12 protein-coding genes are annotated in these 14,299 nt (G+C 67.9%); 6 read left to right on the forward strand and 6 right to left on the reverse strand.

Annotation, left to right across the window (positions count from 1 at the left end):
* The first annotated feature begins 11 nt into the window (after nucleotides 1-11).
* Both H0523_RS13030 and H0523_RS13035 read left to right on the forward strand, forming a co-directional pair.
* Nucleotides 12-737, forward strand: a complete 726-nt coding sequence (locus tag H0523_RS13030; RefSeq protein WP_085943756.1) for a polysaccharide deacetylase family protein — start codon at nucleotides 12-14, stop codon at nucleotides 735-737.
* The gene (locus H0523_RS13035; RefSeq protein WP_054434407.1) at nucleotides 712-1,860 is read left to right on the forward strand and encodes a glycosyltransferase family 4 protein; all 1,149 of its coding nucleotides are present in this window, start codon (nucleotides 712-714) and stop codon (nucleotides 1,858-1,860) included. The genes H0523_RS13030 and H0523_RS13035 overlap by 26 nt, the downstream gene beginning before the upstream one ends.
* 75 nt (nucleotides 1,861-1,935) lie before the next feature.
* Here the strand turns inward: H0523_RS13035 and H0523_RS13040 are convergent, their stop codons facing one another.
* From H0523_RS13040 to H0523_RS13050, 3 genes are read right to left on the reverse strand one after another with little or no spacing between them, the layout of a single operon-like run.
* Entirely contained in the window at nucleotides 1,936-2,208 is a 273-nt protein-coding gene (locus tag H0523_RS13040) for a YkgJ family cysteine cluster protein (RefSeq protein WP_054434431.1), read from the reverse strand.
* Between the two features lie 2 nt (nucleotides 2,209-2,210).
* Nucleotides 2,211-2,978 (reverse strand): YdcF family protein, encoded by a 768-nt coding sequence (locus H0523_RS13045; RefSeq protein WP_006393900.1) that lies wholly within the window; start codon nucleotides 2,976-2,978, stop codon nucleotides 2,211-2,213.
* 15 nt (nucleotides 2,979-2,993) lie between these two features.
* The gene (locus H0523_RS13050) at nucleotides 2,994-3,965 is read right to left on the reverse strand and encodes a glycosyltransferase family 9 protein (protein WP_054434409.1); all 972 of its coding nucleotides are present in this window, start codon (nucleotides 3,963-3,965) and stop codon (nucleotides 2,994-2,996) included.
* Between the two features lie 108 nt (nucleotides 3,966-4,073).
* Between H0523_RS13050 and msbA the strand changes: the two genes are divergently transcribed.
* The 3 genes from msbA to H0523_RS13065 all read left to right on the forward strand — a co-directional run bounded on the left by msbA (nucleotide 4,074) and on the right by H0523_RS13065 (nucleotide 8,091).
* Nucleotides 4,074-5,849 (forward strand): lipid A export permease/ATP-binding protein MsbA, encoded by a 1,776-nt coding sequence (msbA, locus tag H0523_RS13055; protein WP_054434411.1) that lies wholly within the window; start codon nucleotides 4,074-4,076, stop codon nucleotides 5,847-5,849.
* A 51-nt stretch (nucleotides 5,850-5,900) separates the two neighbouring features.
* Complete coding sequence (locus tag H0523_RS13060) at nucleotides 5,901-7,718, forward strand: monovalent cation:proton antiporter-2 (CPA2) family protein (protein ID WP_054434413.1); 1,818 nt, start codon at nucleotides 5,901-5,903, stop codon at nucleotides 7,716-7,718.
* Nucleotides 7,719-7,863: 145 nt separating this feature from the next.
* Entirely contained in the window at nucleotides 7,864-8,091 is a 228-nt protein-coding gene (locus H0523_RS13065; protein WP_054434415.1) for a hypothetical protein, read from the forward strand.
* Nucleotides 8,092-8,142: 51 nt separating this feature from the next.
* Here H0523_RS13065 and H0523_RS13070 read toward each other — a convergent pair whose 3' ends face one another.
* On the reverse strand, nucleotides 8,143-9,288 hold the full coding sequence (locus H0523_RS13070) for a GGDEF domain-containing protein (protein WP_054434417.1): 1,146 nt from the start codon (nucleotides 9,286-9,288) through the stop codon (nucleotides 8,143-8,145).
* A gap of 126 nt (nucleotides 9,289-9,414) precedes the next feature.
* On the opposite strand from H0523_RS13070, the gene H0523_RS13075 reads away from it, so the two are divergent.
* Nucleotides 9,415-10,887: a sensor domain-containing diguanylate cyclase gene (locus H0523_RS13075; RefSeq protein WP_054434419.1), complete on the forward strand. Its 1,473-nt coding sequence runs from the start codon at nucleotides 9,415-9,417 to the stop codon at nucleotides 10,885-10,887.
* Between the two features lie 64 nt (nucleotides 10,888-10,951).
* Here the strand turns inward: H0523_RS13075 and H0523_RS13080 are convergent, their stop codons facing one another.
* Nucleotides 10,952-11,653, reverse strand: a complete 702-nt coding sequence (locus H0523_RS13080; RefSeq protein WP_054434421.1) for a DUF3053 domain-containing protein — start codon at nucleotides 11,651-11,653, stop codon at nucleotides 10,952-10,954.
* 289 nt (nucleotides 11,654-11,942) lie between these two features.
* Nucleotides 11,943-13,406 carry a ribonuclease G gene (gene rng / locus H0523_RS13085; protein ID WP_054434422.1) on the reverse strand — a complete coding sequence of 488 codons (1,464 nt, stop codon included), beginning with the start codon at nucleotides 13,404-13,406 and terminating at the stop codon, nucleotides 11,943-11,945.
* Nucleotides 13,407-14,299: the final 893 nt, after the last annotated feature.

The following is a 14,299-nucleotide window of genomic DNA, read 5'->3' on the forward strand; positions in this document are numbered from 1 at the left end:
ATAATCCCGCCATGTCTATCCCAATTCTCATGTACCACCAGATCGGCGAGCCCAATCCCAAGGGCACGCCGTTCCGCGGCCTGACGGTGCACCCGGACGATTTCGCGCGCCAGATGCGCTGGATGCGCTTCCTGGGCTACCGCGGTCTGTCGATGCGCGACGTCATGCCCTACGTGCGCGGCGAGCGCCGCGGCAAGGTGTTCGGCCTGACCTTCGACGACGGCTACCGCAACGTGGTCCAGAACGCGATGCCGGTGCTGGACAAGCTGGGCTTCACCGCCACCAACTACCTGGTGGCCAACCAGTTCGACGGCGGCAACGTCTGGGACGCCAAGATCGGCATCCCGTTCTCGCCGCTCATGACGGTCGACGAGATGCGCCAATGGGCCGCGTCCGGCCACGAGGTCGGCTCGCACACCCTGGACCACGTCCATCTGCCCGAAATGACGCCCGACGAGGCGCGCCGCCAGATGGTCGAGTCCAAGGACGCGCTGGAGCAGGTGCTGGGCGCGCCCGTCACCGCCTTCTGCTACCCCTATGGCGACCATGGCCCGGAGCACCTGGTCATGGCGCGCGAAGCGGGCTATGACAACGCCACGCTGACCAAGCGCGGCCTGGCCAACGCCAGCGACGATCCCTTCGGCCTGCCGCGGGTGACGGTGTCGCGTTCGACCGGCATCTTCCGTTTCCTGCAGAAATGCCTGACGCGCTATGAAGACATCCGCGGGCGCGGCTGAGCGGCGGCTGCGCATCGCACTGCTGGTCGACCGCTTCGGCAACCGCTTCGGCGGCGCCGAGGCCTACGGCGTCGAACTCATGCGCGTGCTGGGCGAGCGCCACGACGTTTCCGTGGTGGCGCGCGACTTCGACAGCGACCTGCCGTTTCCCTTCCTGCCCGTGCGCTTTCCCGGCTGGCTGCCCAGCTGGATGCGGGTGCTGTATTTCGCCTGGAAGGCCGATCGCCTGACGCGCGGCCGCTACGACATCGTGCATTCGCACATGAACGGCTGGGCCGGTGAAATCCAGGTCATGCACGTCACGCCGGTGCGCTACAACCGCCTGACCCGGGTCAAGCCGGCCAAGCGCGCACTGGCCTGGCTCAGCCCGCGCCTGGCCACCTATCTGCTGCTGGAGAAATTCCGCGTGCGCCGCGCGCCGGCGCGGCGCGTGGTGGCGGTGTCGGGCCTGATCATGGACCAGCTGCACCGAAGCTACGGTCCGCAACTGCCGGTCGAGATCATCGCGCCCGGCGTCAAGCTGCCCGCGCCCGAGGCCGCCGCGGCCCGCGCCGCCACCCGCGCCGGACTCGGCTGGGACGACGCCACCATCGGCTGCCTGCTGGTGGCCCGCAATCCGCTGCGCAAGGGCCTGCCCGCGCTGCTCGACGCCCTGGCGCTGTTGCCCGCGCCGTACCGCCTGCTGGTGGTGGGCGCCGACGACGCCACCCGCGACCGCGTGCGCGCGGCCGGCGCGGTCGCCAGCCGCGTCACGCTGGTGGATCCCACGCCCGAGGTCGCCCGCTATTTCGCCGCGGCCGACATCTACGCCCATCCCACGCTCAACGACAGCTACGCCATGGCGCCGCTGGAAGCCATGTCGCATGGCCTGCCGGTGGTGGTCAGTTCGCCGGCCTATTGCGGCTTCGCGCAATATCTGTCGGCCGGCAAGGACGCGCTGATCCTGCAGGACCCGCGCGACGGGGCGCAGCTGGCGCAGGCCCTGCAACGCCTGGGTGATGAACCCGAGCTGCGCGCGGCGCTGTCCGAACGCGGCCTGGCGATCGCCCGCGACCAGAGCTGGGAAACCGTGGCGACCCGCTACGAGGACCTGTACCACGCGGTGCTGGCCGAGCGCGCCTGACGACGGGCGAGGACGGGGCCGTCGTCAGGCCCGCGCCAGAAACGACAACGGGACCGCGAGGTCCCGTTGTGCTTTTCAGTGCGCCGGCGCCGTGGCCCGTTCCAGCTCGCCCAGCCAGCGCACGGCATATTCGCGGTCCGGCCCGCACATCTCGGCCTGGGCCTGGAGCCCGCCGCAAAAGCCGGGCCGCGACGGCTGGCCGAAGATCGCGCAGCGCATGTCCGGCAGCAGCTGGATACAGGGCACGCCGGCCGGCTTGCCATCCGGCATCCCCGGGATCGGCCGGGTGATCGACGGCGCGATGCAACAGGCGCCGCATCCCGGCCGGCAGGCCAGCGCCGTCGCCATGCTCAGACCCACCCGCGCAGCCAGTACACGAACAGGCCGGCGTATTCCTTGATGATCGAGCGGCTGGCGTCGAAGGTGCGCTGGTCGGGCAGCCAGCGGTTGAGCGAACCGTCGGTGGGCGCCACGATCTGCGGCGGCGCGGGGGCGGCGATGGCGACCACGCCCTGCTTGGAGAAGGCCGCCATGGCGCGCGGCATGTGCAGCGCCGAGGTCACCAGCAGCACCTTGCCGATGCCGCGGGTCTTGAGCTGGTCTTCGGTCAGGGCCGCGTTCTCGTAGGTGGTGCGGCTGGCGTTTTCCAGGATCAGGGCCGATTCCGGCACGCCCTGCTGGCGGATGGCGTGGGCCATGCCGCGGGCCTCGCTGACGTCGCCTTCCAGGGCGCCGCCGGACAGCACCACCTTGGGCGCGCGGCCGGCCAGGTACAACTGCGCGGCGGTGTCCACGCGCACCACCGCGGTGTCCTTGTCGTAGGGCAGGAACCAGTTGGCGCGGCCATTGGCGGTATTGCCGCCCAGCACCACGATGGCGTCGGCCGTGGGTGACTCGGTCGGCGGCAGGTGCGGGTAGCGGCTTTCCAGCGCGCCGCCCAGCCACAGCGAGGTGGCCGGCAGCGACCAGGCCAGCGCCCACAGCAGGCCGGCGACGATCAGGGCGCCGCCGGTCTTGCGCAGGCGGAACAGGCCCAGCACCAGGCCGATCACCACCAGGGTCAGGCACAGGTTGTAGGGGATGATCAGATTCGTGAGGTAGCTGGACATGATGGTCATTTCAAAACTAAGCGTTTACTGCGCGCCGTCCAGTAACTGGCCCGCCTGCCGTTCCACCTCTTCGATGGACGGCCAGGCCGTTTCCGAACCGACGCATACCGCCCGTGGCGACCACGGGCCGGTGCGGCCGGGGCGGGTGACGCCGAACAGCGTCAACTCGCGGGCGCCGGCCGCGGCGGCCACGTGCGAGACGCCGGAGTCGTTGCAAATCACCAACGCCGCGCGGGCCGTCAACGCGGCGAACGCGCCCAGCGGCAGCGGAGGCAGCAACTGCGCCGTGGGCGCATTGCGCCGGGCTTCCTCGGTTTCCGCCGGAGGGGGGCACATTACCACGGTATGGCCCCGGGCTTGCAGCGTGCGGGTAAGTGTATCGAATCCCGGCCACACCTTGACCTTGCCTTTGTGCAGACCGGTCGCGGTGGGGGCGATCAGGACGAAGCGCTGGCCGGCCAGGCCGGCCGCCTCCAGGGCCAGGCTGGCGGTCTGCTGGTGGGCCGGCGTCAGCGGCAGGTCGAGCGTCGGGCCCGGCTGGACGGGGCCGGTCGGCAGTCCCCAGCGCGCCAGCGCCTCGCGGGTCAGGTGGTGCCAGGACTGCACCGCGTGCAGCCCGGCGTCCGGCTTGGCCACCGGCCAGCGCAGCAGGAAGCTGCGGCCATCGTCACGGTAGCCGGCCGACGGCAGTCCCGCCAGCCGGAACACCAGCGCGCTCGACAGCGAGTCCGGCAGCAGCAGCCCGCGGGCGCGGCGGCCTTCGGCGCCCAGCGAGCGGCGGTGCGCGCTGACCTTGGCTCGATCCGGCCCCACTTTGCCCAGCATCGGCAGGAACTCCCGTTTCTCGATGCCATCCAACAGGTCCCGGGCCCAGGGGCGGGCGCAGATCACCAGGGGCAGGCCGGCGGCCTGCAGGGTGCGCAGGCTGGGCAGGCTCATGCAGACATCACCCACCCAATTGGGCAGGCGGACGTAAAGGCAACTGATTTCGGACATGGACAGGCGCACGGCGCGATAGGGGCTGAAGGGGGGACGCCCGGCCCCGCGCGGTAACGCGTAGCCAGTACAATCCGGGGCACAATTGTATAAAAGCGAGTGATTCCATTGAATTCTGCCGCACGCAACGCGCCTGCGGGCTCCCAGCCCGTCAAAGCTGAACTCTGGAGCCGTATCTACAGCCGGGTCGGCTCCTACTGGAAGGGTTTGGTGCTGGCGACCCTGCTGATGGCCGGCGCCGCCGCCACGCAGCCCACGCTGGCCGTCATTATGAAGCCGTTGCTGGACGAGGGCTTTTCGGGCGCCAAACCCTATTATGTCTGGGCGCTGCCGCTGGCGGTGGTGGGCCTGATCTTCGTGCGCGGCGTCTGCAACTTCTTCAGCGACTACCTGCTCGCCTGGGTCGCCAACAATGTCCTGCTGGGCATGCGGCGCGACATGTTCGAACGCCTGCTGGGCCTGCCCGACGCCGACTTCAAGCGTGGCGACACCGGCCGCCTGCTGAACCGCTTCACCATCGACGCCGGCAACGTCACCGGCTACGCCACCGACGTCATCACGGTGCTGGTGCGCGAGACCCTGGTGGTCATCGCCCTGATCTGCGTGCTGCTGTACATGTCGTGGGTGCTGACGCTGATCATCCTGATCATGCTGCCGGTCTCGGTGCTGATCGCCCGCGTCTTCATCAAGCGCCTGCGCCGCATCAACCGCGAAACCGTCAACATGAACGCCGAACTGACCCGCGTGGTCAGCGAGGGCATCGACGGCCAGCGCGTCATCAAGCTGTTCGACGGTTACGAGGTCGAACGCGGCCGTTTCGATTTCGTCAGCACCCGCCTGCGCCGCTTCGCCATGCGCACCGCCACCGCCGACGCGGCCCTGACGCCGCTGACGCAGGTCTGCATCTCGATCTCGGTCGGCGCGGTCATCGCCGTGGCCCTGAGCCAGGCCAACAACGGCGCGCTCACCGTCGGCAGCTTCGCCTCCTTCATGGCCGCGCTGGCCCAGATCTTCGACCCGATCAAGCGCCTGACCAACCTGGCCGCCCGCATGCAGAAGATGCTGGTGTCGGCCGAAAGCGTGTTCACCCTGATCGACCAGGTCCCGGAAGGCGACGACGGCACCCGTGAGCTGCCCGAGCCGGTGCGCGGCAAGGTCGAGTTCCGCAACGTCACCCACCGCTTCTCCGACGCCGACCGCGACACCGTCAATGACGTGTCGTTCATCGTCGAGCCCGGCCAGACCGTGGCCCTGGTGGGGCGTTCCGGCAGCGGCAAGACCACGCTGGTCAACATGCTGCCGCGCTTCGTCCTGGCCGACAGCGGCGCCATTTTCGTCGACGACGTGCCGATCAACGACCTGAAGCTGCGCAGCCTGCGCTCGCACCTGTCGCTGGTCAGCCAGGACGTGGTGCTGTTCGACGACACCATCGCCGCCAACGTCGGTTACGGCGCGCTCGGCCAGGCCAGCGAGCAGCAGGTGCGCGACGCCCTGGCCGCCGCCAACCTGCTGGAATTCGTCGAAGGCCTGCCGCAGGGCATCAACACCCCGGTCGGCGAGAACGCCGCCCGCCTGTCCGGTGGCCAGCGCCAGCGCCTGGCGATCGCCCGCGCCCTGATCAAGAACGCGCCCATCCTGATCCTCGACGAAGCCACCTCCGCGCTCGACAACGAATCCGAACGCCAGGTCCAGTCCTCGCTCGAGCGCCTCATGAAGGGCCGCACCACGCTGGTCATCGCGCACCGCCTGTCGACCGTGCAGAACGCCGACCGCATCATCGTCCTCGACGCCGGCAAGATCGTCGAACAGGGCGCGCATCCCGAGCTGCTGGCCGCCAACGGCCTGTACGCCTCGCTCTACAAGATGCAGTTCCGCGAAGACTGATCCCGCGCGGCGCCCCGCGCGCCGCGCCAGGCCGCCACCCAGGAGCCGCCCATGTCCCTGCCCGCCGAAGGCAACCAGCTCGTCAACGTCGTCGTTCTGCTGGGGGCCGCGGTGGTGGCGGTGCCCCTGTTCAAGCGCCTGGGCCTGGGCTCGGTCCTGGGCTATCTGGCCGCCGGGCTGGCCATCGGCCCGTTCGGCATCGGCTGGTTCTCCGACCCCCGATCCATCCTGCACGTCGCCGAACTCGGCGTGGTGATGTTCCTGTTCATCATCGGCCTGGAGATGCAGCCGTCGCGGCTGTGGAAGCTGCGCGGCGAAATCTTCGGCCTGGGCGTGGCCCAGGTGCTGGCCTGCGGCGCCTTGCTGACCGCGGTCGGCCTGGCCGCCGGCCTGTCGGGCCCGGCCGCCTTCATGGCGGCGATGGGCTTCGTGCTGTCGTCCACCGCCATCGTCATGCAGATCCTGGCCGAGCGCGACGAGACCGCCAGCGCCCAGGGCCAGCGCATCGTTTCCATCCTGCTGCTCGAAGACCTGGCCATCGTGCCGCTGCTGGCCCTGGTGGCGCTGCTGGCGCCGGCCGGCGCCAGCGAGCATGGCGATCCCTGGCGGCAGTCGGCCATCGCCCTCGGTTGCGTGCTGGCGTTGCTGGCGGCCGGGCGCTGGCTGCTCAATCCGCTGTTCCGGCTGCTGGCCGCCGCGCATGCGCGCGAAGTGATGACGGCCGCGGCCCTGCTGGTGGTGCTGGGGGCGGCGCTGTTGATGGAATTCGGCGGCCTGTCGATGGCCATGGGCGCGTTCCTGGCCGGCGTGCTGCTGTCCGAATCCACCTTCCGCCACCAGCTTGAAGCCGAGGTCGAACCGTTCCGCGGCATCCTGCTGGGCCTGTTCTTCCTGGGCGTGGGCATGTCGCTGGACCTGGCCGCCGTGGCCCGCGAATGGCAGCTGATCCTGGCCGGCGTGGTGGTGTTCATGGTGGTCAAGTCGGTGGGCGTCTACCTGGTCGCCCGCCTGCTGCGCGCCAGCCACGCCGAGGCGCTGACCCGCGCGGCCCTGCTGGCGCAGGGCGGCGAATTCGCCTTCGTGCTGTACGGCGCCGCCGCCGCCGCCGGCATCTTCGACGCGCACCTGGCCGCCGTGCTGATCGCGGTGGTCATCATCTCCATGGCGCTGACGCCGCTGTGCGTGCTGGCGCTGCGCTGGCTGCTGCCCAAGCCGGTGCCGTCGATGGAAGGGGTGGATGTCGCCCAGGACCTGGACGGCTGCGCGCTGATCGTCGGCTTCGGCCGCTTCGGCCAGATCGTGACCCAGGCGATGCTGGCGCGCGACATCAAGGTGTCGATCCTGGATACAGACACCGACGCCATCCGCGCCGCCGCCAAATGGGGCGTCAAGGTGTATTACGGGGACGGAACCCGTATCGACATGCTGCGCACCGCCGGCGCCGAAACCGCCAAGGTCATCCTGATCTGCATCGACAATCCGCAGTCGGTCAATCACATGGTCAAGCTGATCAAGGCCGAATTCCCGCTGGTGCAGCTGGTGGTGCGGGCCTATGACCGCATCCATTCCCTGGCGCTGGTCAGGGAGGGCGTCGACTATCAGGTGCGCGAGACCCTGGAATCCGCCCTGGTGTTCGGCGAGGCGGCGCTACGCGTCATCGGCGTGCCGCCGGACGAAGCCGCCGAGGTCGTGGCGGACGTGCGCAAGCGCGACACCGACCGGTTCGCGCTGGAGGTGGCGGGGGGCCTGTTCGCCGGGCGCTCGCTCTTGTACGGCAACATGACCGGCCCGGCCGACGGCCGCAACGACCAGGCCGACCGGGAAACCGTGGCGCCTTCAGGCCACGCCGAGCCTGGTGCGCCGGCATGACCGGCGTATGACAGGTCTTTTGGATGATGTATTACAGCGTCTTTTCATTACTTTACGCTTCATTTCACGCGCAAGCCTGAGCGGCTGAGGTAGATTGGTCTCCATCGGCGCTTCACTTCCGAAGCGCCTCTGCCAGGGGCCTGCCATGCTGCAATCCGATCGGATTTCCACGACCCCGCACGCTGTCGGGCTTGAGCTTGCGCGGCGGCAAGCCATGACCCTGCACTGCGGATTCTCCGCCGGCGCGATGCGCCAATTGGTCCAGTCGACGCGTGGAGCCGGCCCGGCCTGGGCCATCAGCGCCCACCGCGAAACCGACAAGGCGCGCGGTGCCAAGGCCTTTCCCTTCCGGATCGCCGCCACGGCGTCCTGAAGGCCGGCGCGGGCGCGTGACCGTGGGGGCGCGCGCCCTGTCCGCCGGCTGTCAGAGCTGGGCCATCGCCGCCCGGCTCTTGCCGGCGGACTTGGCCAGGTACAACGCCTGGTCCGCCGCATGCAGCACCGCGGCCGTGTCGGCGCCGTGGCGCGGGATCAGCGCAATGCCGATGCTGCCGCCGATGTAGACCGGCATGGCCTGCTGCAGGTCGTAGGGCTGCCTGACGCTGTCGATGATCCGGTCGGAAAACCGCCGGATATCCTCGTTGCCGTCCAGCCGCATCAACAGCACGAACTCGTCGCCGCCGATCCGGCCGGCCTCGGCGCCCGGCGGCTTGAGCGCCAGCAGGCGTTCGGACACCTGCTTGAGCAGCGTGTCGCCGGCGCCGTGGCCGTAGGTGTCGTTGACCGACTTGAAGCCGTCCAGGTCCAGGTACAGCACCGCGAACTCGGCCTTGCCCTGGCTGGCCCGGCCCACCGCCAGGTCCAGCGCGCGCAGCAGGCCATAGCGGTTCAGCAGTCCGGTCAGTGAATCCTGCCGCGCCTGGCGCTCGTTCTCCCGCTCGGCCAGCATGGTCGACACCAGCATGCCGTTGAGCCGGTACGAGGCCATCGACATCGAGGTCATGTAGAGCGGCACCTGCACCAGCACCAGCCAGAAAATCGGCTCCTGGGTGAACAGGGCCGCCAGCGCGCAGGGGCCCACGCTCAGCGCCACCATCGCCGCCGACAGCCGCGGCGCGCCGAAATTGCGCACGCAGATGCCGCCGACCATCGAGGCCGCCGACAGGCAGGCCAGCGTCGCCGCGATCCAGTCGCCGCTGGTCAGGCTGATGAAGGTGCCGTAGCCCACGCTGCCGGCCCAGAACAACGCCAGCACCACATACAGGTCGGTCGGGGTCGGCCGGTGGGCCAGCGCCGCGCGCCGGGCGGACACCAGCACCACGATACGGGTGGCGCAGATCAATGACTCCATCGCCAGCCACAGCAGGAACGGCGGTTCGGGCCGGCGCAGCGTGATCAGCGCCGCCACCAGCAGGGTATTGATGATGCCGCCGAAGAAGATGGGCAAGGATCCGAACAAGCCGCCCACCAGCGCCACGCGGATATCCGGCGGCACGTTGCGGCCGGGGTCGACCAGCCACCGCGTGAACCGCCGGGTGGGTACGCTGTAAATCCTGTCCTGGGTATTCATAGCTTCGTTAAATGGGAACGGCGGGCGCGGCGCTGCTGGCGCCATCTTGCCTGCCCGCATGGCCTTGCGGCATTATGACCGGTAAAAATGGCACGACCCCTACCGCGATAGCGAAGGAGCGCCGTATTGAAGTCCCACGGGTTACTACACCGCAGTCTGTATGCCCTGGCGGGGCTGATCGCCATCGGCATCTGTGCCGCCGCGATGGCGCTGCTCTGGATGGACCGGCGCACCACCTGGAACCAGGCCTACGTCTCCGCCAGCAACCTCTCCGAAGCGCTCTCGGCCGATATCAGCCGCACCATTCGTGTCTACGACCTGTCATTGCAGGGTGTCATTGAGCGCCTGCACGAACCCGGCATCGAAACGCTGCCGCGCGCCACCTTGCACCGCTTCCTGTTCGACCGCGCCGCCAGCGCCGAATACCTGGGCACCATCCTGATCCTGGACCAGCACGGCAACATCCGCTACGACTCGCAGAGCCTGTTGCCGCCCGACGTGAACTTCGCCGACCGCGATTTCTTCCAGGTCCATCGCGAGCAGGCCGATGCCGGCATGTACATCAGCCGCCCCTACCAGAGCCGCCTGCGCGGGGGCGACGAGAGCATCGGCATCAGCCGCCGGCTCTCCCACCCGGACGGCAGCTTCGCCGGTGTGGTCTCCGGTTCCTTGCGCCTGGCCTATTTCCGCGAGCGCTTCGCCGGACTGTCCATCGGCCCGCGCGACGCCATCACGATTTTCCGCAACGACGGCGCGGTCATCGCGCGCACGCCGTATTCCTCGCGTGACCTGGGCGACGACATCGGCCACGCCATGGATTTTCAGCAATTCCTGATCCGGCGCGAGGGCGTCTTTGTCGGCGTGCTCGCGCCCGACGGCATCAATCGCCTCTATACCTTCGGCGGCGTCCCGGGCACCCCGCTGGTCGTCGACGTGGCGATGGCGGTCGACGACGTCCTGGAGCCGTGGGTGCGGCGGGCCATGCTGATCATCCCGATCACGCTCGCGCTGTTCGCCTCGGTCATGGCGCAGATCGTGCTGTACCGGCGCGAGACGCGGCTGCGCGAAGCGGTCGAACGCCAGCTCGAAAGAGAAGCCCAGACCGACGGCCTGACCGGCATCGCCAACCGCCGCACTTTCGACGAGGCCTTGGCGCGTGAATGGGCCAGCGCCGGGCGCGACGGCCAACCGCTGTCGCTGCTGTTTCTCGATGCCGAACGGTTCAAGCTGTACAACGACCGCTACGGCCACCAGGAAGGCGATCAGTTGCTCAAGATGCTGGCGCTGACCCTGCGCGGCAAGGCCCGGCGTCCGCGCGACCTGGCGGCGCGCTACGGCGGCGAGGAATTCGTCGCCCTGCTGCCCGACACCGCGCGCGAGCGCGCCATCGACATCGCCGAGCACATCCGCCAGGCCGTGGTCGGCCTGCGGGCGCAGCACGAGGACAACGAGGGCGGCATCGTCACGGTCAGCATCGGCGTGGCCACCATGGTGCCGCGCGCGGGCGAGGATGCCGCCGCCCTGGTCGAGGCGGCCGACGCCGCCGTCTATCGCGCCAAGGAGACCGGGCGCAACCGCGTGGTGGCGGCGGACCCATGATGTGGCCGCGCGCCCAAAAAAAAGACGGCCCGAGGGCCGTCCAGGTAAACGTCGCGGCGCGTTCTCAGCCGCCCAGCATCACCGCCTGCAGGCGGGTCTGTGCCGCTTGCACCTTCTGGGCCTGGGCGGTCAGTTCCTGCAGCAGCTTGTTCAGCTCGGCCAGCACCGTCGGATCCTGCACCTTGGGCATCGGGCCGGACAGGTCGATCTGCGCCTTGTGCGCTTCCACGTAGTCGGCCACCTTCAGGCTGCTGTCCAGCGTGCCGCTGATCTGCGGCAGCACTTCGCGGAACGTGTCGGCGGGCACCGTGACGGTCTTGGCGTAGGCCTTGTCGTAGACCGCCTTCAGGTCATCGGGCTGCTTGAGCTGCGCGCGGGCGGCATCCGCCTTGGCCTGCTCCTTGCCCAGCGCCTCGCCCATGTCCTTGAGCGCGGCCTGCACCGTCTTGATGTCGTCGCGGCGCGCGATCACATCGTTCAGCGAGCGCACGGCGCCTTTCTGCATCAGGTTGCCCATCGGCTTCACGGACGCGTCCATGGCGGCGTTGAAATCGGTGATCACGGCATAGTGCGCGGCGTAGTCGCCGAACGACTTCTTCTCTTCTTCCGTCAGCTTCGGCACGCGCACGCCGGGCTTGTCGACGATGCGGGTCTGCAGGAACTGCGTGAACGCGGCGCGCTGTTCGGGTTCTTTGCTGCCGCAGGCGGCCAGCACCAGCGGCAAGGCCAGGGCCAGCAGCAGGAACGGACGGAATAGGGATTTCATTGGGATACTCTCCGGAAAACATGGGAAATGGCGCGGCCCCTCAACCCCGGGGCCTGCCAGCCGGTGGCGAGCTTATCGGGTCGCCGTCTCCGTCGCCATCGGTTTCAAACTTCATTTCAATCGAAGTGTCGCGATACAAAAATCACACACATTGACGTGAAAGTTTGCGCCGCACCTGATAGTGGCGATGATCGCGATGGGAAGGGTCCATGGCAAGAAAGCCGCGATCGCGGCTTTCCAGTGTCAGCAATGATGCGGAACCGGCCGCCGGCCGGCAAGGCGCCGGGCCTCAAACCAGGATGATGTCGTACTTTTCCTGCGAGTACGTGCTCTCGACTTCCAGCGACACCCGCTTGCCGACGAAGTCGCCCAGCATCGCCAGGTGCTGGCTCTCTTCCTCCAGGAACAGATCCACCACGTCCTGCGACGCCAGGATGCGGAATTCCTTGGGATTGAACTGGCGCGCCTCGCGCAGGATCTCGCGCAGGATCTCATAGCAGACCGTGCGCGGCGTGCGCACGTTGCCGCGCGACTCGCACATGGGGCAGGGTTCGCACAACTGGTGCGCCAGCGAATCGCGGGTGCGCTTGCGCGTCATTTCCACCAGGCCGAGCTGCGTGAAGCCGTTGACCGTCATGCGGGTGCGGTCGCGCGACAGCGCCTTCTTCAGTTCGGCCAGCACGGTCTCGCGGTGCTCCTGTTCCTCCATGTCGATGAAGTCGAGGATCACGATCCCGCCCAGATTGCGCAGCCGTAGCTGGCGCGCGATGGCCTGGGCCGCCTCCAGGTTGGTCTTGAAGATGGTGTCGTCGAAATTGCGCCCGCCGACGAAGCCGCCGGTGTTGACGTCGACCGTGGTCAGCGCCTCGGTCTGGTCGATGATCAGGTAGCCGCCCGACTTCAGGTCGACGCGGCGCGACAGCGCCCGCGCGATTTCCTCGTCGACGTTGGCGGTATCGAACAGGGGGCGCTCGCCGCTGTAGTGCTGGATGCGGTCGACCACGGAAGGCGTGTAGACGCGGGCCCACTCCAGCATCGCCGCCGTCGTGGTGCGTGAATCGACCAGGATGCTGCCGGTCGACGGTCCCACCATGTCGCGCAGCACCCGCTGCGCCAGCGTCAGGTCCTGGTGCAGCAGCGCCGGCGCCGGCTGGGTGCGGGCGGCCGCCTGCACGCTGGTCCACAGCTTGCGCAGGTATTCCAGGTCGGCCGCCAATTCCTCGTCATTGGCGCCCTCGGCCTGGGTACGCACGATGAAGCCGCCTTTCTCCTCGCTCGGCATCAGCGCCTGCAGTCGCTCGCGCAGCTGGATGCGCTCGGACTCCGAGTCGATCTTCTGCGAAATGCCGATGTGCGGATCGTGCGGCAGGTAGACCAGCATGCGGCCGGCCATGCTGATCTGGGTCGACAGCCTGGCGCCCTTGGTGCCCAGGGGATCCTTGACCACCTGGACCATGATGGTCTGCCCCTCGAACAGCAGCTTCTCGATCGGCGTGGGCGTCAGGCCCTGGCTGCGCTCCCCGCGGTTCTCGCGCAGGTCCGCGATATGGATGAAGGCGGCCCGTTCCAGGCCGATGTCGATGAAGGCGCTCTGCATCCCCGGCAGCACCCGGACCACCCGCCCCAGATAGATATTGCCGACGTGTCCGCGCTGGATGCTGCGCTCCACGTGCAGCTCCTGCACCGATCCCTGCTCGACCAGCGCGACGCGGGTCTCGAAGGGCGTGACGTTGATCAGGATATCTTCGCTCAACGCGATGGTTGGGGGCATGGGGGCATCTTCTCCAAGGTAAGGGCGGTGCGGCGCAAGGCGAATAGTAAACGTACCGGTGCGCCTGGCAAGCAAGGCAATAGCCTACAGGCAAGACGACCTATCTATATATATAGACAGGAGGCGCCGCGTGGATATTGGCGATCGCGCCGTGGGGCAGGCGGGCACAACGCTATCTATATAGAGAGACGCGGCATTGGGCAAGTGCGTGGGCGGGGGAGGAGGGCGGGCAGACAGAGGGCAGGCAGAGGGCAGGCAGAGGGCAGGCAGAGGGCAGGCAGAGGGCAGGCAGAGGGCAGGCAGAGGGCAGGCAGAGGGCGACCCGCGGGCCCAGGTATCGGGCGGTCTGCAAATTCATCAGACTTTTTGCGTCCGGCGTGTGACAGCCCAAAATTCTGTGCTATAGTCTCGCTCCTTCGCAGTTCAAGCAGTTTTGAGCAGCGAGGCCAGGCAAGTGCAACGGATCTGAACGCTATGGCAAGCAGATCTGCCGCAGGGCCGCAAGGCGGTGAGCCAGCAATGACTCTCTCGAACCAGCGGTCAGCGAATTTTGCAAAAGGTGGTGCAAATCAGGCAGAAGCCAGTTGCATAGCCTGCAAAAATTGTGCTATAGTCTTGGGCTTGGCTGGTGACGACAAATCAGGGTTTACCCGGTGGGGTGGTCTGAACAACGTTGCAAGCCGACTGGGCGGTAACCAACCTCTGGAGCGATCCGGGGCTGCTGCGAAGTGAAGTGATTCACGAAACAGCGGGGTTGCAAGATGGGATGCAAATTAGGCAAAAGCCGGTTGCATAATCTGCAAAAGTTGTGTTATAGTTTCAGGCTTGGCAGTTACCGAAAACTTAGGGTTAACCCTGATATTTCGATAGCTGCT

The sequence above is a fragment of the Achromobacter insuavis genome (assembly GCF_902859645.1).
GTDB lineage: Bacteria > Pseudomonadota > Gammaproteobacteria > Burkholderiales > Burkholderiaceae_B > Achromobacter > Achromobacter insuavis.